Source organism: Rossellomorea sp. NPDC077527 (assembly GCF_044542955.1).
Taxonomy (GTDB): domain Bacteria; phylum Bacillota; class Bacilli; order Bacillales; family Bacillaceae_B; genus Rossellomorea; species Rossellomorea aquimaris_E.
Genome location: NZ_JBITVL010000004.1, coordinates 135,723 through 161,978 on the forward strand (window position 1 = coordinate 135,723; position 26,256 = coordinate 161,978).

The window sequence follows — 26,256 nt, forward strand, 5'->3', positions numbered from 1 at the left end:
GTGATAAAACGGTACTTCATTCAAAATCGTAATCAGCAAATACATATATCAGAGTGGGGAAATCCACAGAATCCCGTGATGATTTGCCTTCACGGCTTGGGTAGTACGAGTCTTAGCTTTATTGAAATTGCATACGAATTAAAGGAAGAATTCAGAATCATCTCTATCGATGCTCCTGGTCATGGGAAAACAACTCCATTTGAACTTAGGGAAGAGTATGAAATGGAGAAAATGGCTGATTGGCTTGATGAAGTGATAAGCCTTCTAAAGGTTCAGTCTTTTTACTTTTTATCTCATTCTTGGGGAAGCCTTGTCTCCCTTTTTTATGCTGCCAAATACCCTGACAAAGTTCAAGACTGTATATTGATTGATGGAGGTTATCAGGGAAAACGCCATTCAAACCAAACCGTAGAAAAAGAAGTCGCATATTATGAACAAGACTTTGATCAGGTTTGGGAAACATGGGAAGAATTCCTCGCTTTAGTCAAAAGCGAAACGTTAAATTGGACCTCAAAGAAGTTGGAAGCCGCGAAAGACTTATCTCTCTACAAAAATCATCGATATTATTGGCACGCCCGTGGAAACACCGCCGCTCATATCATCCGGGCTATGCACAAAGATGAAGCAGAAGATATTTATGAGAAAGTGAGATGCCCTGTCTTATTATTAAGGGCTACTCTCCCAGAAAGCATGGAGCCAGAACGAATGAAAACGGCGAATATATTCAAGGAGAAGATCACGGGTGAAGTGAAAGACATTCCAGGAACAACCCATCTTCTTCATTGGGACAGGCCAGATCTTGTAGTATATGAAATAAGAGAGCGCTGGAAATAGAAATAGAGGAGGACGACGGTATATGATTTTACTGAACCCTATGACAGAAACCGAATATAGTGATTGGATATATGACTCAATCAAAGAGTATGCAGAAGAAAAAACAAAAGCGGGAAATTTCAAAAAGGAAACTTCAATGGATCAGGCAGAAGAGGAGTTTAATCAATTATTACCAATTGGAAGGGAAACGAAAGATCATCATTTGTTCACTTTACGCCATGAAGAAAGCAAGCAAGTTGTAGGGAACTTGTGGATCCATGTAAAGGAAGAACAGAAAGAAATCTTTATCTATGACATAAAGATCCTAGAGAACAAAAGAGGTTCTGGATACGGAAAGGAAGCTTTAAAAGCCCTTGACTCATTTGCAAGTGAGATGGGCATCTCGAAGATTTCTCTTCATGTTTTCGGTCACAATAAAATAGCGATTTCCTTGTATCAAAAATCAGGTTATGAAGTGACAAATGTCTTAATGTCCAAATCACTCTAGCAATAATGCAAAGGGCACCTGTTCATACGGTGCTCTCTTCTACGTCTAGGGGGTTGTCAAATGAAAGAATATCGTTATGAGGACAGTTTTTTCATTGTAGGAAATTCAGGCATCAACATTGTGGTTCTTATTCTATTTCTACTCATTCTATTCCTATTACTAAAGAAAAGAAGGAAGTGAACACCATGAGAACTGTCGTCAATGCTCAAATGGAAGATCTGGAGTCAATGGTCGCCATCGACCATCAAGTCATTGGGAATGATAGCAGACGTGGAGAAATCGAAAAAGCGATCAGGGAAAAACAATGCTTAGTCGTAAAAGATGGGAAGACTATGGGCTTCCTCCTATATTATACACATTTTTTCGGAAACACGTTCATTTCTCTCGTCATCATTTCTCCAGGAGAAAGAAGGAAGGGATATGCGTCTTCTCTTATGAGCCATCTTGAAAAAATTTCGCCTACAACGAAAATTTTTTCTTCTACTAATGAATCAAACATGGAGATGCATCGAGTCTTCCAGAAAAATGGATACATTCGAAGCGGGGTTATTGATAACATGGATCCAGGCGATCCGGAAGTGATTTATTTTAAACAAAACAATTCCCAAGATGCTGTCACCCTTTGATCATCTCTTTGTCGCATTGTTTTTTGTTATGGGTATCTTTTTAAAATTTTGTCCATGAAAAATTGGATGGATCAAAAGAGAAAGAAAGGAGTAAGATGATGACCATAGTTTTAGCTATTTTCCTTCTGATTTTTTCATTTGACTTTACGAAGTTCAGAAAGCAGAATCAAACGATGATTGAACAGAATGAAAGGATTATTTCACTACTTGAAGATATGAAAAATAGAGAATAAAAGAAAGGCTCGCGTGTTGCGAGCCTTTCTTTATTCAATAGAGATATAATCTTCATCTACGCTTTCTACACCTTGATCGAACGTCAGCTTTGTTTTGAACAGATACCGGACTCCTTCATTAAATGAAGGAATATTTTTTGGTATGCGATAGGTAAATGATAGTTTGTTACGTTCCTCCGCCTGGATGATATCAGATTTTAATACTGTATTGGTATCAATGAGTTTTTCATCCTTCCCATTCTTATCGATCATAACCAAATCACATTCAACTCGTCTCAGCTTTTGTTCAATGATGCCTCCTTCCAAAAAGAAGTAACCATGTAATAGCTCCCCTTGTTTAAAGGACGATTTAGGTAATACAAGATCAATTTTCGCTGAACCTATACCAAAGAGAGACATGTATTTACGCAGAATCATTAGGCATACTCCTTTTTGTTTGAAGTGTATTTTTCATCGATTTTCTTTTCGATTTTGTCCAATTCCTGTTGATTTCTTAAAATTTCTTGTTTGTTTTGTTCTATTAATTGAGAGAGGTTTGACTTACATTTATTCATTGTCCATTACTTCCTTTCAAAGTGAAGTGATAAAGAAAAGACCTTTACCAGTTATGGTAAAGGTCTTTATGGACATATATTAGCCTTCACCCAACTGGTAAAGGTCTCGCTAACAACTTGGTTGTCAATAAAGCCGAGAGTGTGCACTCTGTAATGACGACTTTATTGTTTAAGCTACTCCCCTTTAGGAGAATATTAAATTATGAAACCATCATACTTCACGTCTGTCCGGTTGTCAACGATTTTGACGTCAATCCCTTCAAGGATGTCTACTGCCAGATGAAAAGATTCCCCTCCATGCAGGATTTGATGGTAAGAAGAGAGAAGTAATTGGGAATGCATGCCATGGAAAGGAGATGTTCTCATGTATGAATTGAAAACAAAACAAAATGATAGCAGTGTCATCGAATTTATCGAGGGTGTTGAAAATCCTAAAAAACGCGAAGATGCCTACAGGCTTCTGGATATTTTCAGTGAAACTACCGGCTATGAAGCTAAGATGTGGGGACCGAGTATTATCGGATTCGGTTCTTATCATTATAAATATAAGACCGGTCATGAGGGGGATGCCCCATTAGTGGGCTTCTCACCGAGAAAAGCAAAAATTAGCCTTTATTTTGCAACAGGAGATCCCGACAGAGAAAAACTACTGAATTCATTTGGAAAGCATACATCAGGAAAAGCGTGTGTTTACATCAATAAAGTAGCCGATATAGATGAAACGGTATTAAAGCAATTGATTCTTCAGTCGGTAACCTTTTTACAAGAACTATATCCAAATAAGCAGTAATGTGAAATAAGGAATCAGTCTGGAAACGTGACTAATTCCTTATTTTTTTCATTCAGAAGCGTTTCATTTGTAATCTTAGTAAATATCTTATATTATTAATCTTGAATTAAGACTATTCTAGTTCGAGATAAATAATTTCGAATGATATTTCATCATGAACTGGAGTTGTACAATTTTACATTCAGAAAGGGAAGATTCAACATGACAAAAGTTTTATATATTACCGCTCATCCCCACGATGATACACAATCTTACAGCATGGCTGTAGGGAAGGCGTTTATAGATGCCTATAAAGAAGCAAATCCTGCACATGAGGTTGTAAATGTGGACTTATACAAAGAAAACATCCCTCATATCGATGCTGACGTTTTCAGCGGCTGGGGTAAATTGCAGACCGGTAAGGGATTTGAAGAGCTTTCACAGGATGAACAAGCAAAGGTAGGGCGACTTGGTGAACTATCCGATCAGTTTGTCGAAGCTGATAAATATATTTTTGTGACACCGTTTTGGAATTTCTCATTCCCTCCAGTAATGAAAGCCTATATTGATTCTGTTTCAGTTGCAGGTAAAGCCTTCAAATATACAGAGCAAGGTCCTGTCGGTCTTCTGACGGACAAAAAGGCTCTTCATATTCAAGCACGAGGCGGGATTTACTCTGAGGGGCCGGCTGCCGCGATGGAAATGGGACACCGTTACCTTGAAGTGATGATGCAATTCTACGGCGTTCCTTCGTTCGAAGGCTTATTCGTAGAGGGACATGCAGCCATGCCTGATAAAGCGGAAGAAATTAAAGAAAATGCCATTGCAAGAGCAAAGGATTTAGCACAAACATTCTAATCCAGAAAGAGTCAACATTCGTGTTGGCTCTATTTTTTTATGCTGTGAGATAAAGAGATTTGAAACTTTATCCATTTCTCACACGTAAAGAGATGAGGGAGGTGAAGATGTGAAAGATCAAATGTTTATAGATGTAGAAGTGGAGAAGGATGAGTCACTCTCCGACTTGTTACAAGAGATAGTTACTGAAAAAAGGGAGGAACTCGGTACACATTCAGTGTATGTTCATCAAGTCATCCCTACATACCCGAATGGTTTTACAATCATTCTTGAGATTCACCAATCCGTTTATTAAGGAAAGGGGAGACCCATCGTTTATTTCGATGGATACCTCCCCTAAAAATCCATTATCCATCAGTAGCAACCCTACTGAAACTCTCGTATTAGATCCCCTGCTGTCAATGCCTTCCAATGTAGATATAATAATACGATATATTCAATGTGAGAGAGATATATTAATCAAAAAATGACCCTGGTAGAATACCAGAGTCATCTCTCTATGGAACTTCTCCCTTTACTTATTTACCTTTTAATAAACATTTGTGTCCAATAATGACCGTACGATCCACCTTTCACATATCCCACTCCGATTTCAGTATACGTCGGGGAAAGGATATTTTTTCTGTGGCCTTCGCTATTCATCCACGCTTCGACTACTTCCGCAGGCGTTCTTTGTCCTGCAGCAATGTTTTCACCCGCCGCTTGATAAGAGATACCAAAATCCTGCATCATTTGGAAAGGGGAACCGTATGTCGGGGATGTGTGGCTGAAGTAATTCTTCTCGATCATGTCTTCAGACTTATAACGGGCGACACGGGATAATTCCCAATTCTCTTTCAATGGAGGTAAACCTACTTTAGAACGTTCGACGTTCACTAGTTTCACCACTTCATATGTGTAACTTTGAGCAGTGGCATTGACTCCTGGAATGTTCAAACTTTGACCAGGATAAATCATATTCGGATTACTGATTTGGGGATTTGCTGAAATTAACTCGGATACACCTACCTGATTTTTTACAGCAATTTTCCACATTGTATCTCCGTATGTAACCGTGTAAGTACCTGCAGCGGATACCTTGGAAGAACCGCCATAACCTATGACTAAAGTGACAGACAACAATAAGATAGATAAAAGTTTTAAAGTTTTCATAGTTCTATTGAAATATAATTCTGTGAATTTTAAAACAGGTAGTTGTTACCACCACGACAGAAAACCTATCAAATCGGCACATAGTAAATATTTCTAGGCTTTCAGGCGGTTACTTTATATCGATTTAAACATCCAATTTATGGTTGGTTTTTGATATAATGATAGTTATTAATGCTTAATTTTTAACCATTCACTCTAGTTTTGTTCCTGTTCACTAGATATGAAATTCATTTAAGGAGTGGAATGTATGTCCTGGTTAAATTGGCATGATCTTCTTGCACCTACAAATCCTTATGCTGCATTTTTATTTGGAATCATTGTCACGATTGTCATCGCGCTCAGCATATGGTTTGAAACAAAGAAAAGGCGCACAATTCTCATTGTTTTACTTTCCGGAGTCATGACTACCATCCTGGGAGTCGGGCTCCTGACAGTAATCGGATTTTATCAGGGAGGATGACCATAATATGAAATCTTTATTCCTAGTGATATTGGGTTCCATTTTGGGATGGGGAATTACAGGCTTTCTCACGAACGGATTTGAAACTGATTATCTTTTTATCCTGATCATAGGATTCGTGATCGGACACACCATCGGCCGACGAAATGAAAAAAGAGACTATAATGAATCACTTTAGTGATAAATTCAGTTCTTCTTATTCCTTCCGGCTTATACCCATTAATCGAAAAGGAAGTACGCTCTTATGAAACCTCTCTTACTTCAAAACTATGATGTATTCTTATTTGATTTAGATGATACATTGTTTGATCACTCAGGGGCTTATAAAAGAGGAGTTGATGAAACACTTCAGAATTTCCCCATTTTAGCAGAGATCAATCAGACTGAATTCTTTCATACATTTACAAAGCACAATCATCTATTATGGTCTAAATTTGCATTAAAGGAAATCAATTTTGAAGAATTTTCAATCATGAGGCTTAATAATACCTTGATGGATTTTAACATAACGGCCGACTCTGAACTTTTACACCAGATGGTTAAGGGCTTTCAAACTTCGTATTTACAACAAATCAGCCCCCAACATAAAACAATCCAGTTCTTATCTCGATTATCGAGGGAGATACAGGTAGGGATTGTCACGAATGGAACGGTCTTCAATGTTTACGATAAGATTGAGCGCCTTGCTTTAACGAATATTTTCCCGGAGTCATCGGTCATTGTTTCCGAAAGGATTGGTATATTCAAACCTCATAAAGGGATATTTCAACACTCCCTGGATCTCTTTAAAGTGGAAGCTTCGAGAACACTTTTTATTGGTGACAACTATTTTACTGATATCTCTGGGGCAAACTCCGTTGGAATGGAAACGTTATGGATTAATAGGCACGATTATGTAGCCCCGGGTGAGGTACAACCGGATATAACAGTAAAGGGATTGTTAGATATGGAAGGATTAATCTTTGGAAATGAAAAGAGGGAACCGTATGGTCAGACCACCGGCAATTGAGGCAGCCAAGCAATTTATCGAGGAACACTACTCCAGCTGTCAAGCCGCCATTCTCGCAGGTAGTGTCGTAAGAGGGGAAGAGACATCCACATCGGATCTTGATATCGTCGTCATCGATCATCAACTCCTCTCTGAATACCGTGAATCTCTTATTGTAAATGGATGGCCCATTGAGGTATTCGTGCATAATGAGAACACCATCCGACACTATTTTGAATCAGACTGCAAAAGAGCGCGTCCATCCTTACCGAGAATGGTTTCAGAAGGAATTCCCCTCGTGGATCATCCTCTCTTATCCCCACTCAAAAGTGAGGCGAGAGCCTTATTGAGGGACGGACCTCCAAACTGGTCGGCACAAACCATACAAATGAAGCGATATTTTCTTACGGACGCCCTCGATGATTTAATCGGATCGACAAATAGACCGGAAAGCATTTTCATCGCGGGTACAGTAGCAGAGGCACTTCATGAGTTTGTTCTGAGGACGAACGGACAATGGATCGGCTCTTCAAAATGGATTGTCCGTGCTTTAAACGAGTATGATCCGCACTTTGCCAATGAATTTGTAGAGGCGTTCGAACAATTCTATCGAAGCAATGACAAGCATGCAGTGGTGGGGTTGGTTGATTCTGTACTTGAAGCACATGGCGGTAGATTATTTCATGGATTTTCAATTGGTAAGAAATGAGTCTTAACGTCTTTCGCATATTAAAAAAGCCCTTCTGACGAGAGGGGCTTTCGTTTTATATTATTAAACTGATATCTCAAAATCATCATGATCGACGCTGTTCACACCGTCATCAAAGACAAGTCGTGTTACGAATTTATAAGAGACCGTCTCGCTAGAGGGTGGGAATGAATCAGAAAGTCTGCACGAAAAGTGAATGGTGCGTTGTTCGTTCGCTTTCATCGTTGATGAACTTAATATGGTATTCTGATGAAGAACAGAAGAACGATCAAACGTGTGATTATACTGCAAAAGGTCCGTCTCGATCCTTTTTAATTTCTGTTCGACCCGTCCGCCCTTAAGCTCATATTCTCCCTTGATAACATCCCCTGGGCGAAACTCCTTCTTGTTTAATACCAGATCAATCTTTGTTGCCCCGATACCGAACCTGCACATCAGTTTACTAAACATAACAGCCATTCAACCTCTCATTCATCTAGTTACCAATTCTACGCATAATGGAGAGCTTTGGTTTCATTTTTCTGCACCTATTCTTCGACTATATTCTAAAAGAAAGGTCCCCCTTTGTCTATATTCCTCCTTCGACAATTTTCGCATCACCTTCACGCTACTACTTCTTTGATTTCATCTCCCTTCCATCAGAAGAATCAACATCCAATAGAGTAAATTAAATGGAATTTGTTCCATATAGAGGTAGAATTATAGTCGATATTTCTATAAAATAGGACTAGAAGATTATCATAATTTGGTAAAATACGAGCTTAAAAGGGGTTATTATAATTGAAGGAAAAGAAGAAAAAGAAAAAAACCCATGTCCCATTGAGAATGAATCTGCTGTTTATATCGGTCTTTTTTCTATTTTCAATTCTGATTCTTCGACTTGGAATTGTGCAAATCGTGAAGGGAAACCATTATGAAGCAGAGGTCGCCAGAACAGAAAATGTGAAATCCCATAATGGAACACCTCCGAGAGGAAAGATCTATGACCGTTATCGAAATGTCATTGTGGACAACGTCCCTCTGAATGCCATTACGTACACGAGAACGCAAACGACAAAACCTAAAGATATGCTAAAGGTAGCTGAGACATTAGCTGGTCTGATCGAGATGGACACAGATAAAATTACCGATCGAGACCGTCAGGATTTCTGGCTCCTCACTCATCCCGACAAAGCTGAAAAGCTGGTGTCCAAGGAAGAAATAAAGAAGCTGGAAGATGATGAAGATCTGGCAGAGGATGACAGAAACAAAAAGATTTATAACATGCAGCTTGACAGGATCACCAAGAAGGATATTGAATCATTTACAGAAAAGGAAGAAGAAGTCCTGGCAATATTCCGTGAATTTAATACGGGATATGCACTCAGTCCGCAGATCATCAAGAATAAGGATGTATCAATGGAAGAGATGGCGAGGGTGAGTGAACGTTTAACTGAAATGCCCGGCGTAAATGTCACAACAGACTGGGAAAGGAAGTATGTGAATGATAGTACGCTGCGAACGATCTTGGGAAGAGTGTCCACATCACAACAAGGACTTCCGAGCGAACTTGTAAAAGAATATAAAGCTCAGGGATATGCCTTGAACGATCGGGTTGGAACGAGTTATTTCGAATCAGAGTATGAAAACGTATTAAAGGGACAAAAAGAAGAAATCGAATATATTACGAAAAATGGGAGTGTGCTTGATACGCAGCTCGTAAGCGAAGGTCATAGTGGAAAAGACGTCGTTTTGACCATCGACCTTCAGCTGCAGAAAGAGATTGAGAAAATTGTGGAGGAAGAGCTTAGTAAACAAGCCTCTCAATATTGGGAATCTCCATTCCTGGACCGTGCATTTGTCGTCATGATGGATCCCCACACAGGTGAAATCCTTTCCATGGTCGGAAAGAAGTATGGAAAAGATGCTGACGGAAAGACTGAATTACAGGATTATGCTTTAGGAACATACACTTCAGAATATGGGGTAGGATCGGCGGTTAAGGGTGCTACTGTGTTGACGGGGTATATGAGCGGGGCATTGAATGTTGGGGATGTGCTGTATGATGAACCCCTTAAGATTAAAAGCACTGAAACTAAGAAATCTTGGTTTAGTGGTTCTAGGTATCTGAGTGATATACAAGCACTCGAAATCTCATCCAATGTATACATGTTCAAAACAGCAATTAAAATCGCTGGTGGTGTATACAGAAGAGACCAACCAATTGATATGGATCCAAAAGCCTTTGATACGATGCGAAATTACTATAGTCAGTTTGGACTTGGTGTAAAGACTGGCATCGACTTGCCTGGTGAGGTAGAAGGATTAAAAGGGACAGAAAGAGAACCGGGTAAATTAATGGATTTCGCCATCGGGCAATACGATTTATATACACCCATGCAGCTTGTACAATATGCGTCTACAATCGCTAATGGAGGTTTCAGGATGGAGCCTCATTTAATGAAGGAAATCAGGGAGCCAAGCCAGGAGAGAGAAAAGGTCGGACCATTGATTTATGAAAATGAATCGAAAGTCTTAAATCGAATTGATGCAAGTGAAAGAGAAATTCTACAAGTTCAAAGAGGCTTTTACCAAGTTGCACACGGAAGTAATGGTACAGCAACCATTTTCAAAAGTGCACCATATAATGCTGCAGCAAAATCCGGTACTGCAGAAGCGTTTTACTACAGTCCAGAAGCAAAGAGACAGTATGACACATACAACACTACACTAATCGGGTATGCACCATACGACAACCCAGAAGTAGCTTTCTCAGTGGTACTGCCGTATTCACATCAAGATAAAGATCCATACGTGAACAAAAACATTGCCAAAAGAGCCATGGACAAATACTTCGAGCTCAAAAAACAATATGAAAAAGACGGCTATTTCAACTCCTCAACCGAAGAGAAAGTGCGGAATGCCGATCAACTTGAAAATCAAGAAGAAGAACAGGAAGCAACAGAATAATAATGAAAACGCAGCCTATTTGAAAAAAGGGCTGCGTTTTTTTGCGGAAATTACATTTTTTTGAAACTTTCATCAACGTTCACTCGTATATATAGGAAACAGACTAATTTCCAAAAGATGGGAGTGAAGCAGATGCTTTGGTGGATCATTGGTATTGCTGTTGGATTTGGTGTCATAAGCGGTCTAATTAGACGTAAGTTCTCACAAAATTCTTTCGAGGCGGGAAATCATCATGAACGGCAGCTTCAGGAAGAAGAGCGTGTGAAAGCGGGAAGCTGGTTCAGTGGCGGACAATGATGAAGAAATGTCAGGAGAAGCTTCCTGACATTTTTTTCATTGCACCGAAATAGTCATTCTGGCCAACTTTATTATGGTAAAATAAGTTAATATCCAGAACATATTCAAATTATAGGGGGAATATAGTGATTCAAACTGAGAAAGATATCGTGAACCTAGTGAAAAATGATCCTTCCATGATGCGTATCTTAGAGATTGCCAAAACATTAAATCTTCCGGATTGGTGGATCTGCGCTGGCTTTGTCAGATCAAAGGTGTGGGATACACTTCATGAGTATCCGAAGAGAACGGACTTACCGGATATCGATGTCGTATATTATGATCCCTTTAATATAGATGAACAATTTGAAAAACAAATGGAATCAACACTGAAGAATATCGCTCCGGAAGAACCTTGGTCCGTTAAAAATCAGGCAAGAATGCATATTCTAAATGGCGAGTCGCCTTATCGTTCCACTATCGACGCTGTAGCCCGTTTCCCAGAAACGTCCACCTCGATTGCATTGAAGCTGAATAACGAGAATGAGCTTATGATCGCATGCCCGTGGGGAATAGAGGATTTGATTACCTTAAAGATAAAGCCGACTCCCTTCTTTATCGAAAAAGAATCGTTAGCAGCCATTTATGAGAGTAGGCTAGAAAAAAAGAAGTGGAATCAAAAATGGCCAAGAGTGAGGGTCTATGGAATAAATGGTGAGCTACTGAATGGGAAAGAAAGCTGGAAATCCTTTTCTTGAAAGGAGAACGAATGAAAAAGATTCTTACATATGAGATCTTAATGATACTCGCGTTCACGATGCTATTTCTTATTACTGGAGCGACTTTCGGGTTACTATTCGTGGCAGGTATTGTACAAAGTGTTATATTGTACTTTGCATTCCACGGCTCTTATAAGAAATCAGGAAAGAAACATAATCAGATAGCCTATCGAACCATCTTCTCCGCGTTTCTTCTATTTAGTATATCCTTTGGCATCATTGAAGGAGTAATCATAAAAAATGCCGTTGAATCCCATCAAATAAAGGACCAAGATACGGATGCCGTCATCATTCTTGGTGCGGGATTGAATGGGTATGACCTGTCCAATACATTAAGAGAGAGGTTGGAGAAGGGATTAGAATTGCTTAAGACCCATGAAAATGTACCAGTCATCGTATCTGGTGGACAGGGTCCCGGTGAGGCTATACCCGAAGCAGAAGCAATGGGAGCCTATTTAATAGAGCGGGGTATTCAGAAAAATCGTATTTTATATGATACATCATCGACCACTACATATGAGAATTTACGAAACTCGAGGCTCATTCTTGAAAAAGAGGGATTACTTAATAAGAAGGTCGTCATCGTCACAAGCGATTACCACACCTACCGAGCCGAAAAAATCGGGGAAGAGCTGGCCCTGAACAGTACCGGACTTGGAAGTGAATCCCCTTTATACATAACAGCCAACTATTTCATTAGAGAATACTTCGCAATAGTCAAAATGATTTTAAATGGAGGGACGGACCTCGATCCGTAAGCCATTTTCACCGGCAATACCTTGATATTACACGTTTTATCGCTTAAATAGAAGCATTTTTTGAGGTCCGTCCCTCAAAAGGAAAAGGAGGAAGTTATGTCGATTAGGTTTTGGTCACAGTTAGGTGTTGGGGTAGGGGTATTGGTTTTTGCTACTTTGGTTTCTTGGTATGAGGGGAGTGCTCTACTCGATCAACCATGGGAGTGGAGGTATTCGACTCCAATCAGCGGTATGATTCATGGTGTAGTTGAAGGTCAAGCTGATATTGTCGGCCTTGATTTCTTTGTATACGCTGCGAAATTTTCACCATTTTTTCCAGGCATGATGATCATCAGTACAAGTTATCTGATCGTTCTGATCGGATTCAGGACATTTAATAGATCGGGTATTCGAATATTCTTCACCCTTACTGGAGTGGTGGAGATTGCACTCGGTCTCATCATTTCGACGTCTCCGACTGCAGGTGGAAATCTATTGTGTTGGTTATTCTTATCGATTGGACTGCTGTTGATCGTACTAGCTATTGTCCTTCATTTTCTACCATTTCGCATGAATGATCATTTCACACATCAATAGTCGTGAAGGTTCGTTGCATCCTTTTAATAAAACCGTAACGTTTAACTGTACGGTTTTATTAAAATAAAGTATACTACTCTAGAGGTGATATCTTGGGAAATTATATCGAATAGGCGAGCTATCCAAACTAAGCAACGTTTCAAAGCGGACCATTGATTATTACACGAAGATGGGATTACTGAAATGCGACCGCTCAAACAATAATTATCGATATTATCATGAAGAGACAGTAGACGACTTAAAGCTGATTGAACAGTGTCAGCAGATGAATATGACATTACATGAAATTAAAGATCGAATGATGTTACTGAAATCCAAGCAAGTGGACCGCTCCATTTTGGAAAAACAGGTCGAACATATACGAAATGAAATGAAGCATCTTCATAAGGAACTTCATGAAGTCCTTCAAGCCATGGATACTTTGGGGACAGAGGAACGCAAGCGCATGTTGAAGCAAGTCTCCCCACAGGCATTGACCTTGTTTCAAACCTTAATGGTATTTTCGGGTTAACCCAGCATAATAGATAAGCAACTACAGGAGAGTGACTTTTTTTTGGACGATATACCACTGAATTCATTAGTATTATTAGGAGCATTAGTTCTTTTATCTGCCTTTTTCTCATCGGCGGAAACGGCTTACTCCAGTGTGAACAAGATTAGACTAAAGAATTTCGTAAGTGAAGGAAGAAGAGGAAGCATTAAAGCGCATTATATTGCTGAGAACTTTGACAAAGCCCTGTCTACGATATTAGTTGGAAATAACATCGTAAACATTGCCGCTGCCAGTATTTCAGCCAAGCTTGCAACAGATATTTTCGGAGGAAACACGGGTCTTATCATCAGTACGTTTTTCATGACACTGTTAATTTTGATATTCGGGGAAATCCTTCCGAAATCACTGGCTAAGGAAAACGCTGAGTCCTATTCCCTGACCATATCTGGCGTGCTGTACTTCCTAATAAAAATCCTTACACCGATCAACTTCTTTTTTATCAAATTAAAGGAGCTCGTATCGAAGTTCTTCTCGAAAGATCATGAAATGCCGTCTGTCACGGAGGAAGAATTAAAAGTGATGCTTGATATTAGTGAAGAAGAAGGAGTCATTGATAAAGAAGAGAGGGAGTTGATTCACCGCTCCATGGACTTCGATGAAATCCTTGCAACCGAGGTCCTTACGCCCCGGATTGACGTTAAGGCTGTCGAAGTGAACCAGCCGATTGAAGAAATCAAAGAAATGTTCTTCGAAGAGCGCTTTTCACGTATACCGGTTTATGAGGATCATATAGACAATGTCATCGGAATTCTGTCGGAGAAAGAGTTCTTCACTCACTTGATCAAGTTCGGGGAGGTAAACATACGCGAATTGATCCGTGAACCGATGTTTATCTTTGAATCTGCCAAGATTTCCTCGCTCCTCACCAAGCTTCAAAAGAACAATGTCCATATGGCCGTTGTCGTCGATGAGTTTGGGGGAACGACGGGAATCATTACCCTTGAAGATATTCTTGAAGAAATCGTAGGGGAAATTTGGGATGAACAGGACGAAAAGACACATTCCATGAAGAAAATCAGTGATAAAGAATATCGTTTCGATTCTCAATATCAATTAGACGAATTCACAGAACTTCTTGATGTACCGGAGCCGGAAAGTTCTTATCATACCATTGGAGGCTGGGTGGTCGAAAGTTTCGAAGACCTTCCATCAGAAGGGGACAGCTTTGATTATGAGAATTTAAAGGTGAGTGTAGAAGAAGTGGATAACCGCCGCGTACGTACCATCAAAGTTGAAATATTGGAAGAAAGAACGAGTGATCTGGTTTAATAGGAATGCAATAACAGGCTTAAATGCCTGTTATTTTTTTACCACAGAAAGGAGAAGGAGCATGCTTCAAACAGAAACGAGGGACGCCCTTTTACAGGAACTCGATGCAGTCAATAAATGGGCGGAAGATCAAAAAGGATTGTGGTTCTGGGAGAAAATTGGACGAATTCCATTCTTGATCCTTGATCGAATCACGCCTCGAATGGTACATAAAAAGCTCGGGCAGGCACTGGATGAAATCGGGAGTTATATACAAAAAGGCGGCAGTCATCTGACAAGTGAGAAGGATGTGTTGAAGAAATTCACCAAGAAATCAGGATCTACCTCTCTAACAGCAAGGGATATCGCTGCTCTCCCCCTTTTTCTTATGGATGAAGTGAGCGAAGAATTAGTGGGGATTAGAAAAAAAGTGGCGATGACACAGGGAGCCACAACTGGCATCGGCGGATTCCTGACATTAAGTATAGATATCCCATTCATTTTGGGAATATCACTTAAAACCTTACAGGAAATCGCTTTATGCTATGGATATGATCCGAATGATCAGGAGGAGCGGATATTCATCATTAAATGTCTCCAATTCGTTTCTTCTGATATTGTAGGTAAACAAGCGATTCTCTCAGAACTCGAAGACTTCGATGGAAGAGATACGAGAAAAAGAGAGCAAACTCTTTCCCAGATCCAAGGATGGAGGGAAGTAATGATCAGCTTCAGGGACAACTTCGGATGGAAAAAACTCTTCCAGATGATCCCTATAGCAGGAATCCTATTCGGATCCTTCATCAACAAATCCATGATCAAAGACATCGGGGAAACAGGGCGCATGCTCTATCGCAAAAGAAGGATCCTTTCAAAGTTGGAAGAGGGACGGACCTCGAATTAACCTGCTATTTGAATGAAAAATATAGTATTTATGCAGATACTTTCTCCCACATAGGTCAAATTTATAGGTCCGTCCCTCTGCATAGAAATGGTGTGGAATGTATGTATACGTCGAAGGGGTATTGAACGTCTGAACAGATTTTACGTGAGTCTTGCAGGTGGCTGCTCTTTTTCAGACGTTCATTTATTAGATGCAAACGAGAAAAAGTAAAAAGGGACCTCCGATTGGAAGTCCCTTTTTGTTTAGTTATTCATCGTCACTCTTATCTTTATTGAACCAAAGTGGGTCATCATTATCCACTTCACCGTTATAATTAATAAGCAGTTCTTCTCCAGCCTGAATGTCTTTATAGGCATAAAAGTCGAAAGTATGATTATCAAAATTAATTTCATAAACGGTATTCGGTGTGTATGAATGGTTGAACAACATCCCATATCCTAATAGAAGTGCTGTATGGTTGATGCCATATTCAAATACATAATCCGCGAGGAATGTCTTCTCAATATGCTCATGTTCCTCGTTTGGGTATGGGATGACCGGTGCTTCATGAACCAGTTCCCCTTTGGCTATATCTCTTTTTGCAAAAACTCCACGATTAAGATCGCCTTCACTGAGGGATGATATTTTCACTTCGATCATTATGCCACCTGCTTTCTGAATCCTTGACTTAGCTAAGCTTGACACGAATGGGATAGAAAAGCAACTCTAAATCTTTTGCTTGAAGTAAAAAGCCGGACATTTAGAAAAGATCACCCAAAAAGTCTTGAATGCTTCGTGCACTTCTTACAAGCCAGCTGGCTTTTTTCACCGATTCAGATGCATAAACATCCACTGTAAATGATGGTACTTTCTTATCGAAGATGTATTCTGTCTTTTCCTGTGTATCGACTACCAATTCCCCAATCTTTTCTCCTTTTTCAATTGGTGCCTGAAGGGAGCCATCTTCGTTGACTTTCTCTTTATCAAGAGTCAATGTAGTTTTCACTTTGTCTTCATCCTGCTTCAATACCCGAAGAGAAAGAGGTTTTTTAATTTTAATGGTTACTTCCTGCTCTTTGCCATTAGGAACCGGAAGTGTGTGTTCTTTATTCGTTTCCACATTATCCAAACCATAGGTTACAGTCTCAAATTGTTTGAAACCGTAGTCAAGGAGTTCTCGTGATTGAATAAATCGTTCTGCACTGCTTGGTTGATTGTACTCGTCCTTTGCGTCCAGAATGACTGATATATAACGGACACCGTTTCTTTCTGCCGTCCCGGTAAATGTAGAGCCTGCAAAGGGAGTGGTGCCTGTTTTCAATCCGTCGGCACCCTTGTAATGATAGGATTTCCCCTTTAATAGGCCATTTGTATTTTTCATGACCAATTCTTCACTGGTACCGGGCCTGAATACCTTTGAAGTAAGACTGGATGTTTCCAGTACTTCAGGGAAATCGTGAATAAGATAGTACGCCAGTGTGGCCATATCTTCCGCTGAAACCATATTCTCATCATTCACACCAGTTCCTTCGGGGTACATCCCCAGCATATCGTAATTGCTTAGTCCTGAAGAATTGACGAAATGATAATGTTCAAATCCAAGTTCCTTTGCTTTGGCATTCATCATTTTAACAAATTTGCCCTCTGAACCTGCCACCACTTCTGAAAGGGCGATTGCTGCGCCATTTCCGGATTTGATCACCATAGCATCATATAATTCTCTTACCGTATACTCTTCATCTGCCCTTAGGGGGACATTGCTCAACCCTGGGGCGTTGGCTAATTGATACACTTTATCGCTTACTTTATACGTTTGATCCCAGTCTATTTTTCCTTTTTCAATCGCTTCCAACACCAGGTATTCCGTCATCATCTTCGTCATGCTGGCAATACCGAGCGGCTCGTCTTCATGTTCGCTATAAACAATCTTTCCTGTATCTGCTTCTACTAAAATGGCAGCATCTGCATTGATTTCAAGCGTTGACTTTCCATGGGCCGTCTGCTGAAAGGGCGTCATGGCCATAAAGGATATCATCAAAACCGCCAGGCTTTGCTTCACCGTTTTCTTTTTCAAAATAGTACCTCCATAAACCAGTTTTACGCAACCAAATCATTCTACCATACAAACCCTTCAAACACCCACAATCCCTTGAACCTTTTCAAATCGTTCAAATTATTGTAAATAATTGTCGCACCCCTCCGAGGGACGGACCTCTATTGTGCCAATCCGGGTTTACCATAATATCAGGATCAAAGGTCCGTCCCCTAAAAATGGAAAATAATTCTTGTTTGTATTCTATCAATCTGGTAAAATCGGGTAAACTGTTGGGAGGGAATATGGATGATTAGGTATCCTTTTTTAAACAATCATTCTACTGTAGGAGTAACTGCACCTTCCTCGGGGGTTCGGGAATAGTTGCATGATCTCCTGAATGAAGCGATTGTGCGGATGGAAAGGAGAGGGTATGAAGTAAGGTGTGGGAACACCGTTTGGACGCAGCATAAAGCTAAGTCTTCTCCACAGCAAGACCGGGCAGCTGAATTGAATGCAATGTTGCAGGACGAGTCGATCTCTCTCATCATACCGCCTTGGGGAGGAGAGCTGCTCATCGAAATCCTTGATTTAATTGATTATAACCAAATCCAACCGAAGTGGGTGCTTGGATATTCCGATATCAGTGTCCTACTACTTGCCTTGACTCTCAAGACAGGATTGGCCACCGCACACGGGACCAACCTTATCGACCTAAGAGGAGAATCTACCGATTCCACGACGGCAAAATGGGAATCTGTACTTACGACAGCAAAAGGAGCATCGATCACTCAATTTTCTTCACCGCATTATCAGAAAGAGTGGAAACATGAGCAACCTTCTCCACATGTATTTCATCTAACGGAACCTACACAATGGAAAACCGTCGGAGACAGCACAGTGAAACTTGAGGGACGGTTACTAGGGGGATGCATTGATGTTATCAGGCACCTTATCGGTACACCGTACGGAGATGTTGCTTCTTTCAGAGAGAACCATATAGATGGTGAACCTATCATTTGGTACTTTGAAAACTGTGAGTTGAATACTGCTGATCTGCGCCGTACACTGGTTCAGATGAAACTGGCCGGATGGTTCGACCAGACTTCCGGACTTTTATTCGGAAGAAGTGCAGCCAATACGCCAGTGGGAGGTTACTCAGTCGAAGATCTTTATCATGAACTGGCAGATGAGCTGCAACTTCCAGTGGTATATGACATCGACTGCGGTCATCAGCCACCACAGATGACGTTCATCAATGGAGCATTTGGGGAAATCGATGTGAATGAAGGAAAAGGGAAGGTAAAACAAACCTTTAAATAATCTAAAGAAAATGACTTTTGCGAGACTTGCATTCCACAAAATCACATGAAATTGAATAGAAACGTGAAGAAAACGTGTCGAATGAAGGATTTTTCCCCCGTTCTCTCGAAGGGAGAGTGTGGGAAAATGATTGACAAAGGAGTTTATTTAAAATGAAAGCAAATACCATGACCATACAGGGGAAGGGATTACATGTTGAAACTTATGGGTCGAGAGCCAATCCGGCACTGTTATATTTACACGGTGGACCAGGGGAGAGCTGTTATGACTTCTCATATCATCAGCGTGATCGTCTAAGTAAGGACCTATTTCTTGTAACAATCGACCAGCGAGGTGTATGCCGCTCTGAAGCAATAGAGGAGGGAGAGTCCTTTGGATTTCAAGATCTGATTGAAGATTGTGAAGCCCTGAGGATGGAGTTGGGAATTAAGCGATGGTCTATCCTTGGGCATTCATTTGGCGGTTTTCTTGCCCTGGCTTATGCTTCACAGTATCCGAATTCAATCGAGAACGTCCTATTTGAATGCCCGACTTTTGACTTCACCCTGACTTCCAAGGGACTTCTCAAGAAAACGGCCTACCTGTTCGAAAAATACAACCAAACAGAACTGCAGGAACAAGCGATGCGTTTAATCGATGAAAACCTTTCTCCAAGAGAGTTTACTGAAATCTACATGAAGCTAAGTGAAGAACTAGGTGAAAATCGAATGCAAATCTATACACATAATTTCGATAACCCTACAGACTATTATGTCACTTATTCGGATGAAGAATGGGATGCATTCTACGATCGTTCGGATTATCACTATCAACTACTCCGAGAGGAAGGCATCATTTTTTCCAGTTTGTTAGATAAGATTAAATCCATTAAATCACCCATGCTTCTTTTGACCGGGGAGTACGATCCAGTGACATGTGATGAGCATATCACCACATTCAAAAGGGATGCCCAAAATGGAGAGATCGTCCATTTCAAACAAAGTGGCCACACCCCTCATTATGAGGAAGCAGATCTCTTTCAAGAAGTTGTGAAGAATTTCATGAAAGTTAACAGTCCGACCAACCAACGATAAGGAGGAATGAACATGTTTACATATAAACTGAATGACAAACTTGAACTAAGATTACTTGATCTTCAGGACGCTGAACGGGTTTTCGAACTGACTGATGGTTCCCGATCCTACTTGCGAGAGTGGCTGCCTTGGGTGGATTACTCGAAAACAGTGGAAGATACAAAGGAGTTCATTAAGGGGACTCGATCTGGGTTTGCCAATAATAAAAGTTTGACGGCTGCAATCGTATATGAAGAGGAAATTGTGGGTGTAGCTGGTTTCAACGTACTGGATTGGTCAAATAAAGTTGCATACATCGGTTATTGGCTAGGTGAAGGATATCAAGGGAAGGGTATTATGACAACCGTTGCAAAAGGATTGACGAACTACGCCTTCGGCCATTATAAAATGAATAAAGTGGAAATTACCGCAGCTGAGCACAACCAACGGAGCCGCGCTATCCCGGAAAGGCTGGGATTTGTTGAAGAAGGAAAGCTGAGGCAAAGGGAATGGATTTATGATCACTATGTGGATCATGTCGTTTACGGAATGCTTGCCCAAGAGTGGAATGGTAAGTGAATAAACAATCGGTACAGCAGGAAGAAGAACTGATTTACTGGGTGGAAGACATCAAGGATAAAAACGGTAGCTCAGCTGCAGCACTATATATCATTAAGGATAATCAAGTCGTGATGGAGCATTATAGTGGCAGGCATTCTCATGAAGAGAATGCTCGCCACGTCCAGGCTGATTCCCGGTTCAATGTGGCATCTGCCAGGAAAAGCTATTTAGGACTTGCCGCTGCCTATGCATTATATGATAGATACATCGAGAGCCTAGATGATCCTATTACCCGATATATGACCGATTTGGACTCAAAGCTATTCAAGGATACGACGATTCGTCACCTCTTAACCCATTCCCACGGACTTGATGTAGATGAACATGGTCATTGTTTCCGAGAGTTCAGGACTGGAACGTCTTGGGCTTATCGTAACATCGGCGTGGATATCATGACCAAATTGATAGCCAATCTATACGGTAAAGGGTTCCCACAGCTACTGGAAGAACGGGTATTTTCTAAGCTAGGCTTGGAACAAACAGGCTGGGTAACAGAAAAAGATGAAAACCTTGTGAACATAATCGGAGAAGTAAACGAACCTCCGCTTTCAGGACTTGGGACAACAAATGATGGTACAGAAAAAAACCTTTTCGTCAGTCCGTGTGAATTTGCCCTTTGGGGTCTACTGCATCTGCAAAAGGGGAGGATAGACGGAGAACAGATTGTTCCAGCTGAGGTAATCGAACGATCCACCTCTATCCAGAATGGTCGCTACGCTGATTCTTCCCTCCCCGATAACGGCTTTTTCTGGTATGTTCAAGGGACTCCGAGAATGAAAAGTGAAATCGGGGACCGTGTGCCCCGTGGTTCCTATCAGATTCTAGGTGTCACCGGCCCAACGCTTCTTATCATCCCATCTCTGAATGTTGTTGTGGCAAAGATGTATAATAAACGCTATAACTATGGAGGAAAGGATTATCTTTACTTTTTAAGAGAATTCAGTAACAAAGTATCGGATTTATTTTCTTCAGGCGAATAGGAAAAGCTGCTTAAACCCATTTGGGAGTAAATTTCCATATTCAAGGGTACACTATGACCTATCAATGTATCGTGCTATGGGGGGAGCCCATGTTTCATATTGTCGTTATCATACTGGTCGTATTAAGTTCCTTGAAATGGGGATCGTGGAATAGGTGGAGAGAATTTCTCCCAACCATCTATTACTTTAGTTTTTTCAATATGTTTTATCAGTATCTTAGCTATACAATGAAGTCTGTTTGGGAATTGGATGGTTTCTTTGTCAATATGTTTGTAACGGATACCCTATACACGATGGTGGCATATCCTTGTCTTGTAGTTCTGTTCTTAAGTCATTATCCTGAAGAATGGAGAATCAAGATTATCTATTATCTGAAATATATAGGTGTTGCCACACTGACGGAATGGGCTGCCGGAAAGACGGATTCGATTGACTATTTTGAAGGATGGAATTTATGGTGGACGGTTCTTTTTTACTGTATCATGTTCCCGATGCTTCGTCTCCATCTTCTAAATCCTATCAGGGCATTGATAGTATCAGTATTTGTTGTAGCTTTCCTATTGATCAGCTTTGACTATCATGTTTGGTAAAAAAACGGTGAATCTCATGCTGGAGACCCACCGTTTTTTCAAGTAATTCAATATCATGCACTATTAAGAAATATAAATGCACGGGAAACTAGAGAAATAAAAGCATCAACTCCTCATCGTGGTATTCCCCGTTATATTTCAATGCTCTTTTCTCCGTTCCATAAGGCTTGAAGCCACATGAAAGATATAAACCCCGTGCTGTATCGTTGGTTGTAACGACTGTAAGCAGGAGTTGTTCGATCCCTTCCGTTTCTTTTGCATGTTCAATTGCCGCTTCAATCAGTCTTCTCGCCAAACCTTGTCCACGGTACAAAGGAGAAACATACATAGCATAAATGGATGCTTTATGGTTCATCTTCATCGCTTCTTCACGCACCATCGTTACAGTTCCCACCAATTTCTCCCCTGTATAATAACCAAACGTAGAGATTCCTTGGGTTGTGAGCCGTTCTTTTGTTGTTTCAATTGGATTCTGCCGATTCACTGCTTCTTCATAGCTGCTGCCGAAGCTTGAAGGGCTTTGTTTGAGCATTTCCAGCCTAAGCTTCCAATAATCTTCTGCATGACTTTCATTCAGCAATGTCATTTCCATTATTTTCTGACCTTCTTTCCATTCCGTGATATGATATGGGAAACCAGTTGTTCTCTATATACAAAGTTCAACACGCACAAAGAAAATACCTTTGACCATTTGCTGACTGGAGGAGCACCGATGAAAAATTGCCTTGGCTGCCGCCTTGCAAACCAAAATGAGAAAGTATTTATCATTTACGAAAATGAGCATATCACTTGTTTGTTGGATCATGCTCCACATCACGCAGGACATACATTGATACTGCCCAAGAAACATAGAGCAGAAGTGACAGATATCAATCCAGAGGAAAGTCTCTCCATCATGAAGGCATCACAACTCGTAGCTAATGCCATCTATGCCTTATATGAACCAAATGGAGTGACGATTTGTCAGAATGGAGGCATATTCAATGAGTTGACTCATTATCATATGCACATCATTCCACGAAATGAAGAAGCTGCCCGATTTGGTGAATTATTCTATGGAAACGCCGATATCATAGAGCCATCCGAGTCATTGCAAGAAACCTATGAAAAAATGAAATCTTACATTAATAGAATACTGGAATAGGAGAATTCGGAATGAACTTACACCATGCATTTCAAGATAAAGTAAAAAAATTTGCCCAACTTGCCATCAAGGTTGGTGTCAACATACAGAACGATCAACCGCTTTGGATCTCCGCACCAATCGGTACAGAGGACTTTGTGCGTATTGTTGTGAAGGAAGCCTATCTTGCAGGAGCAAGAAATGTACATGTTCAATGGTATGATGAAGAAATTATGAGAACCCATTATGAAATGGCACGGGATGATGTCTTTCATGAATATCCAAGCTGGCTTGCTGCTGCCCATGAATGGGTTGTGGACTTGAAAGGAGCGTTCCTGCAAATAGAGGCCAATGATCCGGACCTTCTGAAGGGAATAGATCCAGACCGTATCCTCCATTACGAGAAAGCGAGCGGTGATGCACTTGATCGATTCTATGAAGCAATCGAAAAGGACGAGATCAGCTGGTCCATTGTCGCCATCCCTTCACAAAAATGGGCCGATAAAGTATTTCCTGAGCTTCCTAAATCGGAAAGGATTCCAACTCTTTGGGACCGAATCTTCTCTTCGGTCCGTATCGATCAACCTGACCCAGTTTCCGCATGGAAATCCCATATCCAAACGTTGTCCGATAAAGCGGCCCAACTCAATTCACTTGGACTCAAGACGCTATACTACCAGGATTCAGGGACGGACCTGTCCATCGAACTTCATGAAGATCATATATGGCTTACCGGTACGAGCAGCACTCCGCAGGGACAAAGTTTCATAGCCAATATGCCGACTGAAGAGGTTTATACCGTACCTGTGAAAACAGGGGTAAATGGAACGGTATCAAGCACCAAACCCCTTGCCTATAACGGTAATGTAATAGACGGATTCGTTCTCACTTTTGTCAATGGGGAAATCACGGAGGCCAGCGCTGAAACGGGCGAAGAAATCTTAAGGAAATTAATCGAGACTGATGAAGGCGCAGCCTACCTTGGAGAGGTGGCACTCGTCCCGCATCAGTCACCCATTTCAGACTCTGGTGTCTTATTCTACAACACCTTATTTGATGAAAATGCATCGAATCATTTAGCAATCGGTTCCTCTTACCCTACTTGTATAAGAGACGGTAACATTCTATCCGACGAGGAGCGTGAGGAAAAAGGACTCAATGAAAGTGTGGTGCATGAAGACTTCATGATTGGTTCTGCAACCATGAACATAGACGGTGTTTGCCGTGATGGAAGAAAGATTCCTATTTTTCGTGATGGAAACTGGGCCATCTAATTTGGTAAGTATTAGGTGAAGAAAGGGGGATTTCATGATTTATGAGATGACCGTGCAAGTCCGGGTAAAGGATATGTCAAAAGGACAAGCGTGGTACAAGATCCTATTCAATCGTGAGCCGGATTTCATCCCTCACAAAGGATTTGCAGAATGGCAAATCCTCCAGGGTTGCTGGCTTCAAGTGGCAGAAGGGAATCCTTCTCCACAATCCGGACCCATTCGATTGGGTATTGAAAGTATTAGGAATGAAAGGGTGAGGTTAAAATCCCTTCTCAATATTGACCATTTTGAAATTCATGAAAGGGAAGAGGTACCTGTAAAGTGGGCAACATTTCAGGATCCTTGGGGCAATGGAATTGGCCTGTTCGAGTACCGTGACCGTTCCGTTATGAAGGAACAGATTGAATTGATCCTCGGCAAAGATGAACGAATGTTATAGTCATCATATAATTTCAAGAAAGAACGCACTTTTCGAGTGCGTTCTTTCTTATTACTTTGTAATCATTAAAATACATATTCTTCTTGACTCCAATCCAACTATTACCATAAAATGAATATACATTCACAAAGAAGCATAAAAAAGAATATAATTCATGAATAAAAATGAAAACTGATAAAGGAGGGATCTTATGTTTTCCGAGGAAAGACGGGAAAAGATTTTAGAAAAGGTAGAGAAGGTTGGTCGGGTATTAGCCAAAGACTTAGCAGAGGAATTCAATGTTTCCATCGATTCCATCCGAAGGGATCTATCGATCATGGAGGAAGACGGGTTAATCAAGCGGACCCATGGGGGAGCCATCCCCAACCCGAAAGTCAGAACAATGCCTCAGGCACCTGCCAAGCGTTACGGAGAGGGAACAAATGAGCAAAATGCCATTGCTAAAGCGGCAGCCCTTCATATTAAGGAAGATGAAACGGTATTTATTGGTGGGGCATCGATTCATTATGTCCTGCTGAAATATCTTCCTAAACATATTCCATTCACAGTAGTGACCAATTCCGTGGAAATCGCCTATCATTTAAGGGAATTCTCTAATATCCAAACCTACCTCATGGGAGGCAAAGTAAAATCATCCGGTAACATTACAGATAGCTTGGCAAATGAATTTGCACGTCAATTCACCCTCGACTTAAGCTTTGCAACAGCAGGTGGAATTTCGGCTCGAGGATTGAGTACCGCAACACCGGAAGTGGCCATATTCCACCGGACAATCTTTGAGAACTCAAGGAAGATCATCGCTCTGATGGAGTATACAAAATTGGGTGTTGAGCTCTTTACAGGCATGCACTCTTTATCAAAGTTGGACCTGGTCATCACCGATGAGGAAGCATCCAAAGACAAAATCGCCATGATCCGTTCTCAAGGTGTAGAAACATTTATTGCGAAGAAAGACGAATAGGCCTTAGCCCTGTTTATTATGGACAGGTTTTTTTAAAATTAATAAAAATGGTTTAGGTGGCTAAAAAAGGAGATAACTTGGATTTCACACTAAGCTATTCAAGATATTTTATGACATTTTCGCAAACCCTCCATCTCTACAAATTACATATTGTGGTAAAATCATACTA

At 40.7% G+C, this 26,256-nt stretch carries 34 protein-coding genes and 1 pseudogene; 28 read left to right on the forward strand and 7 right to left on the reverse strand.

The window, feature by feature from the left end; genetic code table 11:
• Nucleotides 1–3 precede the first annotated feature (3 nt).
• From ACIGG7_RS15035 to ACIGG7_RS15050, 4 genes are all read left to right on the forward strand, one after another.
• Entirely contained in the window at nt 4–834 is an 831-nt protein-coding gene (locus tag ACIGG7_RS15035; protein ID WP_397550359.1) for an alpha/beta fold hydrolase, read from the forward strand.
• A gap of 22 nt (nt 835–856) precedes the next feature.
• Nucleotides 857–1,321 (forward strand): GNAT family N-acetyltransferase, encoded by a 465-nt coding sequence (locus tag ACIGG7_RS15040; protein ID WP_224940800.1) that lies wholly within the window; start codon nt 857–859, stop codon nt 1,319–1,321.
• A 185-nt stretch (nt 1,322–1,506) separates the two neighbouring features.
• Entirely contained in the window at nt 1,507–1,947 is a 441-nt protein-coding gene (locus tag ACIGG7_RS15045) for a GNAT family N-acetyltransferase (protein ID WP_224940799.1), read from the forward strand.
• A gap of 95 nt (nt 1,948–2,042) precedes the next feature.
• Nucleotides 2,043–2,180: a hypothetical protein gene (locus tag ACIGG7_RS15050; protein ID WP_224940798.1), complete on the forward strand. Its 138-nt coding sequence runs from the start codon at nt 2,043–2,045 to the stop codon at nt 2,178–2,180.
• Between the two features lie 30 nt (nt 2,181–2,210).
• Here ACIGG7_RS15050 and ACIGG7_RS15055 read toward each other — a convergent pair whose 3' ends face one another.
• Together ACIGG7_RS15055 and ACIGG7_RS15060 are read right to left on the reverse strand one after the other, a co-directional pair.
• A complete protein-coding gene (locus ACIGG7_RS15055) occupies nt 2,211–2,597 on the reverse strand; it encodes a sporulation protein (protein WP_224940797.1) in 387 nt (128 codons plus the stop codon).
• The gene (locus ACIGG7_RS15060) at nt 2,597–2,734 is read right to left on the reverse strand and encodes an FbpB family small basic protein (protein ID WP_224940796.1); all 138 of its coding nucleotides are present in this window, start codon (nt 2,732–2,734) and stop codon (nt 2,597–2,599) included. The genes ACIGG7_RS15055 and ACIGG7_RS15060 overlap by 1 nt, the downstream gene beginning before the upstream one ends.
• Before the next feature lie 364 nt (nt 2,735–3,098).
• On the opposite strand from ACIGG7_RS15060, the gene ACIGG7_RS15065 reads away from it, so the two are divergent.
• The 3 genes from ACIGG7_RS15065 (at nt 3,099) to ACIGG7_RS15075 (ending at nt 4,656) form a co-directional block, all read left to right on the forward strand.
• A complete protein-coding gene (locus ACIGG7_RS15065; protein ID WP_224940795.1) occupies nt 3,099–3,524 on the forward strand; it encodes a DUF1801 domain-containing protein in 426 nt (141 codons plus the stop codon).
• A 201-nt stretch (nt 3,525–3,725) separates the two neighbouring features.
• Nucleotides 3,726–4,361, forward strand: a complete 636-nt coding sequence (locus ACIGG7_RS15070) for an FMN-dependent NADH-azoreductase (RefSeq protein WP_224940794.1) — start codon at nt 3,726–3,728, stop codon at nt 4,359–4,361.
• A gap of 109 nt (nt 4,362–4,470) precedes the next feature.
• Entirely contained in the window at nt 4,471–4,656 is a 186-nt protein-coding gene (locus ACIGG7_RS15075; RefSeq protein WP_224940793.1) for a hypothetical protein, read from the forward strand.
• A gap of 227 nt (nt 4,657–4,883) precedes the next feature.
• On the opposite strand, the gene safA is transcribed toward ACIGG7_RS15075, so the two are convergent.
• The gene (gene safA / locus ACIGG7_RS15080; protein WP_224940792.1) at nt 4,884–5,513 is read right to left on the reverse strand and encodes a SafA/ExsA family spore coat assembly protein; all 630 of its coding nucleotides are present in this window, start codon (nt 5,511–5,513) and stop codon (nt 4,884–4,886) included.
• A gap of 247 nt (nt 5,514–5,760) precedes the next feature.
• Here safA and ACIGG7_RS15085 point away from each other — a divergent pair, with 247 nt between their 5' ends.
• From ACIGG7_RS15085 to ACIGG7_RS15100, 4 genes are all read left to right on the forward strand, one after another.
• The gene (locus ACIGG7_RS15085; RefSeq protein WP_224940791.1) at nt 5,761–5,973 is read left to right on the forward strand and encodes a hypothetical protein; all 213 of its coding nucleotides are present in this window, start codon (nt 5,761–5,763) and stop codon (nt 5,971–5,973) included.
• A 7-nt stretch (nt 5,974–5,980) separates the two neighbouring features.
• Nucleotides 5,981–6,151 (forward strand): tRNA U-34 5-methylaminomethyl-2-thiouridine biosynthesis protein, encoded by a 171-nt coding sequence (locus ACIGG7_RS15090; protein ID WP_224940790.1) that lies wholly within the window; start codon nt 5,981–5,983, stop codon nt 6,149–6,151.
• A gap of 66 nt (nt 6,152–6,217) precedes the next feature.
• A complete protein-coding gene (locus ACIGG7_RS15095) occupies nt 6,218–6,982 on the forward strand; it encodes an HAD family hydrolase (RefSeq protein ID WP_224940789.1) in 765 nt (254 codons plus the stop codon).
• Complete coding sequence (locus ACIGG7_RS15100) at nt 6,960–7,670, forward strand: nucleotidyltransferase domain-containing protein (RefSeq protein ID WP_224940788.1); 711 nt, start codon at nt 6,960–6,962, stop codon at nt 7,668–7,670. The genes ACIGG7_RS15095 and ACIGG7_RS15100 overlap by 23 nt, the downstream gene beginning before the upstream one ends.
• A 63-nt stretch (nt 7,671–7,733) precedes the next feature.
• Here the strand turns inward: ACIGG7_RS15100 and ACIGG7_RS15105 are convergent, their stop codons facing one another.
• The gene (locus ACIGG7_RS15105; protein WP_224940787.1) at nt 7,734–8,129 is read right to left on the reverse strand and encodes a sporulation protein; all 396 of its coding nucleotides are present in this window, start codon (nt 8,127–8,129) and stop codon (nt 7,734–7,736) included.
• Nucleotides 8,130–8,495: 366 nt separating this feature from the next.
• Between ACIGG7_RS15105 and ACIGG7_RS15110 the strand changes: the two genes are divergently transcribed.
• The 8 genes from ACIGG7_RS15110 (at nt 8,496) to ACIGG7_RS15145 (ending at nt 15,713) form a co-directional block, all read left to right on the forward strand.
• Nucleotides 8,496–10,619, forward strand: coding sequence for a peptidoglycan D,D-transpeptidase FtsI family protein (locus ACIGG7_RS15110; protein WP_224941335.1), 2,124 nt, complete (start codon nt 8,496–8,498; stop codon nt 10,617–10,619).
• A 132-nt stretch (nt 10,620–10,751) separates the two neighbouring features.
• Nucleotides 10,752–10,916 (forward strand): hypothetical protein, encoded by a 165-nt coding sequence (locus tag ACIGG7_RS15115; protein ID WP_224940786.1) that lies wholly within the window; start codon nt 10,752–10,754, stop codon nt 10,914–10,916.
• A gap of 122 nt (nt 10,917–11,038) precedes the next feature.
• Nucleotides 11,039–11,653, forward strand: a complete 615-nt coding sequence (locus ACIGG7_RS15120; protein ID WP_224941334.1) for a nucleotidyltransferase family protein — start codon at nt 11,039–11,041, stop codon at nt 11,651–11,653.
• Nucleotides 11,654–11,664: 11 nt separating this feature from the next.
• Entirely contained in the window at nt 11,665–12,432 is a 768-nt protein-coding gene (locus ACIGG7_RS15125; protein ID WP_224940785.1) for a YdcF family protein, read from the forward strand.
• Between the two features lie 96 nt (nt 12,433–12,528).
• The gene (locus ACIGG7_RS15130; RefSeq protein WP_224940784.1) at nt 12,529–13,008 is read left to right on the forward strand and encodes a YjdJ family protein; all 480 of its coding nucleotides are present in this window, start codon (nt 12,529–12,531) and stop codon (nt 13,006–13,008) included.
• A gap of 109 nt (nt 13,009–13,117) precedes the next feature.
• Nucleotides 13,118–13,519 (forward strand): MerR family transcriptional regulator, encoded by a 402-nt coding sequence (locus ACIGG7_RS15135; RefSeq protein WP_224941333.1) that lies wholly within the window; start codon nt 13,118–13,120, stop codon nt 13,517–13,519.
• 42 nt (nt 13,520–13,561) lie between these two features.
• A complete protein-coding gene (locus tag ACIGG7_RS15140; protein ID WP_224940783.1) occupies nt 13,562–14,830 on the forward strand; it encodes a hemolysin family protein in 1,269 nt (422 codons plus the stop codon).
• Between the two features lie 61 nt (nt 14,831–14,891).
• Nucleotides 14,892–15,713, forward strand: a complete 822-nt coding sequence (locus tag ACIGG7_RS15145; protein ID WP_397550162.1) for an EcsC family protein — start codon at nt 14,892–14,894, stop codon at nt 15,711–15,713.
• A gap of 246 nt (nt 15,714–15,959) precedes the next feature.
• On the opposite strand, the gene ACIGG7_RS15150 is transcribed toward ACIGG7_RS15145, so the two are convergent.
• Together ACIGG7_RS15150 and ACIGG7_RS15155 are read right to left on the reverse strand one after the other, a co-directional pair.
• Complete coding sequence (locus ACIGG7_RS15150) at nt 15,960–16,352, reverse strand: SET domain-containing protein (protein ID WP_224940781.1); 393 nt, start codon at nt 16,350–16,352, stop codon at nt 15,960–15,962.
• Between the two features lie 100 nt (nt 16,353–16,452).
• Nucleotides 16,453–17,766 (reverse strand): D-alanyl-D-alanine carboxypeptidase family protein, encoded by a 1,314-nt coding sequence (locus ACIGG7_RS15155; RefSeq protein ID WP_397550163.1) that lies wholly within the window; start codon nt 17,764–17,766, stop codon nt 16,453–16,455.
• Nucleotides 17,767–18,033: 267 nt separating this feature from the next.
• Between ACIGG7_RS15155 and ACIGG7_RS15160 the strand changes: the two are divergent.
• The 5 genes and pseudogenes from ACIGG7_RS15160 (at nt 18,034) to ACIGG7_RS15180 (ending at nt 22,290) form a co-directional block, all read left to right on the forward strand.
• A pseudogene (locus tag ACIGG7_RS15160) lies at nt 18,034–19,047 on the forward strand (S66 family peptidase).
• Between the two features lie 152 nt (nt 19,048–19,199).
• On the forward strand, nt 19,200–20,120 hold the full coding sequence (locus ACIGG7_RS15165; RefSeq protein ID WP_397550164.1) for an alpha/beta fold hydrolase: 921 nt from the start codon (nt 19,200–19,202) through the stop codon (nt 20,118–20,120).
• A 12-nt stretch (nt 20,121–20,132) separates the two neighbouring features.
• Nucleotides 20,133–20,678 (forward strand): GNAT family N-acetyltransferase, encoded by a 546-nt coding sequence (locus tag ACIGG7_RS15170; protein WP_224940777.1) that lies wholly within the window; start codon nt 20,133–20,135, stop codon nt 20,676–20,678.
• Nucleotides 20,675–21,700 (forward strand): serine hydrolase domain-containing protein, encoded by a 1,026-nt coding sequence (locus ACIGG7_RS15175; protein ID WP_397550165.1) that lies wholly within the window; start codon nt 20,675–20,677, stop codon nt 21,698–21,700. Before ACIGG7_RS15170 ends, ACIGG7_RS15175 begins: the two co-directional genes overlap by 4 nt.
• Nucleotides 21,701–21,789: 89 nt before the next feature.
• Complete coding sequence (locus ACIGG7_RS15180) at nt 21,790–22,290, forward strand: CBO0543 family protein (RefSeq protein ID WP_224940775.1); 501 nt, start codon at nt 21,790–21,792, stop codon at nt 22,288–22,290.
• An 88-nt stretch (nt 22,291–22,378) separates the two neighbouring features.
• On the opposite strand, the gene ACIGG7_RS15185 is transcribed toward ACIGG7_RS15180, so the two are convergent.
• A complete protein-coding gene (locus ACIGG7_RS15185) occupies nt 22,379–22,882 on the reverse strand; it encodes a GNAT family N-acetyltransferase (protein ID WP_224940774.1) in 504 nt (167 codons plus the stop codon).
• 120 nt (nt 22,883–23,002) lie between these two features.
• Here ACIGG7_RS15185 and ACIGG7_RS15190 point away from each other — a divergent pair, with 120 nt between their 5' ends.
• From ACIGG7_RS15190 to ACIGG7_RS15205, 4 genes are all read left to right on the forward strand, one after another.
• Nucleotides 23,003–23,434, forward strand: coding sequence for an HIT family protein (locus ACIGG7_RS15190; protein ID WP_397550166.1), 432 nt, complete (start codon nt 23,003–23,005; stop codon nt 23,432–23,434).
• An 11-nt stretch (nt 23,435–23,445) separates the two neighbouring features.
• Nucleotides 23,446–24,687, forward strand: coding sequence for an aminopeptidase (locus ACIGG7_RS15195; protein WP_397550167.1), 1,242 nt, complete (start codon nt 23,446–23,448; stop codon nt 24,685–24,687).
• 34 nt (nt 24,688–24,721) lie between these two features.
• Complete coding sequence (locus ACIGG7_RS15200) at nt 24,722–25,126, forward strand: VOC family protein (protein WP_397550168.1); 405 nt, start codon at nt 24,722–24,724, stop codon at nt 25,124–25,126.
• 190 nt (nt 25,127–25,316) lie between these two features.
• Complete coding sequence (locus ACIGG7_RS15205; protein WP_397550169.1) at nt 25,317–26,087, forward strand: DeoR/GlpR family DNA-binding transcription regulator; 771 nt, start codon at nt 25,317–25,319, stop codon at nt 26,085–26,087.
• Nucleotides 26,088–26,256 lie beyond the last annotated feature (169 nt).